This is a genomic window from Microcystis sp. LE19-195.1E, assembly GCF_027532095.1.
In the GTDB taxonomy this organism is placed as follows: Bacteria; Cyanobacteriota; Cyanobacteriia; order Cyanobacteriales; family Microcystaceae; genus Microcystis; species Microcystis aeruginosa.
The window spans coordinates 1-1,874 of the sequence record NZ_JAPZSZ010000274.1 but is presented as its reverse complement, the minus strand read 5'-3'; the positions used below and the strand labels follow the sequence as shown (position 1 = coordinate 1,874).

The following is a 1,874-nucleotide window of genomic DNA, read 5'->3' as shown; positions in this document are numbered from 1 at the left end:
ATGCGATCGCATAATCCCATCACTAAAGGCACATGATGTTCGATTAACAGGACAGTTAAAGCTAAATTATCACGAATTTGTCGAATTAGCTGACTTAATGACCCCTTTTCGCTGGGATTCATCCCGGCTGCCGGTTCATCGAGGAGTAATAACTGGGGTTGCAAAGCTAAAGCGCGGGCAATTTCCAAGCGTCTTTGATCACCATAGGCTAAATTACAGGCTTTCCGATTGCTTTGGTCGGTTAATCCGACTAAATCTAATAATTCCGCTGCTCTTTTATAGGTTTTTTCCTCCTCCCTTCTCGAAACCGGTAAACCCAAAATTCCCGTCCAGAGATTGGAGCTATTGTGAAGGTTAGCAGCGATCACCACATTTTCTAAAGCCGATAATTCGCCAAATAAGCGCAAATTCTGGAAAGTACGGGCAATTCCTGCCTGAGCGATCTGGTGAGGACGATAATTCGCCAGACTGTACCCTTGATAAATTAAATCACCACTCGATAGGGGAATTAAACCGGTGATCAGATTAAATAAAGTCGTTTTTCCCGCCCCATTGGGTCCAATTAAGCCAAAAATCTCGTTTTTTTGTACCTGAAAGGAAACCCCATCGACAGCGACTAATCCCCCAAATCGACGGGTTGCCCCCCGCACTTCTAATAAATTTGCCTGCATCCTTGTTAACAGATTAAATTAGTCGATTTTACTCGATCAAGACTATTCAAAGTAAGCATTGCACCGAGCCAAAAAATATTTGTCAGGAGATTTACCCTGAAAGAATCAGTTTTAAAGATTTATCGGGCAATTATTTTGATGAGGAAATACTTTACACAATCCTGACCAGATAAACAAGACGGCTCACCACTACTAGCGAATCACTACCCATAACGAAAAACTGCCATAATTGCAGAAATGTCCTCATCTAGCCAAAAGGCGATCGCTATTGATGAAAAATGACGCTAAAATTATCGATCTCGTCATCCGGCTGTTTTTTCTCGGCCTGTTGTTATTTGCTGGTTTTACCCTGCTGCGTCCCTTCCTAACCATGATCCTCTGGGGAGCAATTCTAGCGATCGCTTGGTATCCACTCTTTCTCTGGTTAAAAAAGTTACTCGCTGGCCGGGCGAAACTGGCCGCAGTTCTCCTCACCCTACTTTGTCTAGGGATTATTATCGGTCCGGTGAGTGGCATTGCAGCAGTTCTGGCGGGTAATCTGCGAACGATGGCCGAATATATCGATACTGGTGCGGTGCTGATTCCCCCTCCCCCCGCCGATGTGGCCACCTGGCCGATGATCGGCGAAAGGATTGCCGGTCTCTGGCAGCAGGCATCGGATAACACGGGTCAATTTCTTCAACGCTTCGAGCCACAATTAAAAGAACTGGGGAAAATCTCCCTTTCTCTGGCCACCAGTACTGGTCTGACGGTGCTGAAATTTATCGCCTCGATTCTGATTGCGGCGGCACTCACCCTCTCGGCTAAAAATCTGACTCACCTGATGAACCGGTTAGCGGAAAAGATCGCCCCGGGTAGAGGAATCGCGCTGGCCAGTCTTACCGCCTCCACCGTCCGCAATGTTAGCCGCGGTATTATTGGCGTTGCCATTATCCAGAGTCTTTTGATCGGCATCGGTTTAGTAGCGGTGGGAACGCCTGCGGCCGGTTTATTAACTCTCCTCACCCTAATTTTGGGCATTCTCCAAATTGGCCCCGGTTTGATTGTCTTGGGGGCGCTCATTCACGCTTGGGTAACACTACCCAATTCCATCGCCCTATTATTTACTCTCTGGATGATTCCCGCCACCTTGGTCGATAATTTCCTCAAACCGATCTTAATGGGGCGCGGCCTGCCCATTCCCATGGTGGTGATTCTGCTCGG

2 protein-coding genes are annotated in these 1,874 nt (G+C 47.4%); one reads left to right on the top strand and one right to left on the bottom strand.

What is annotated here, in order from left to right:
* A partial coding sequence (locus O9300_RS15325) for an ABC transporter ATP-binding protein (RefSeq protein ID WP_287972552.1) occupies positions 1-671 on the bottom strand: 671 nt, incomplete at its 3' end.
* Between the two features lie 271 nt (positions 672-942).
* Here O9300_RS15325 and O9300_RS15320 point away from each other — a divergent pair.
* On the top strand, positions 943-1,874 hold a 932-nt coding region (locus tag O9300_RS15320), incomplete at its 3' end, for an AI-2E family transporter (protein ID WP_287972553.1).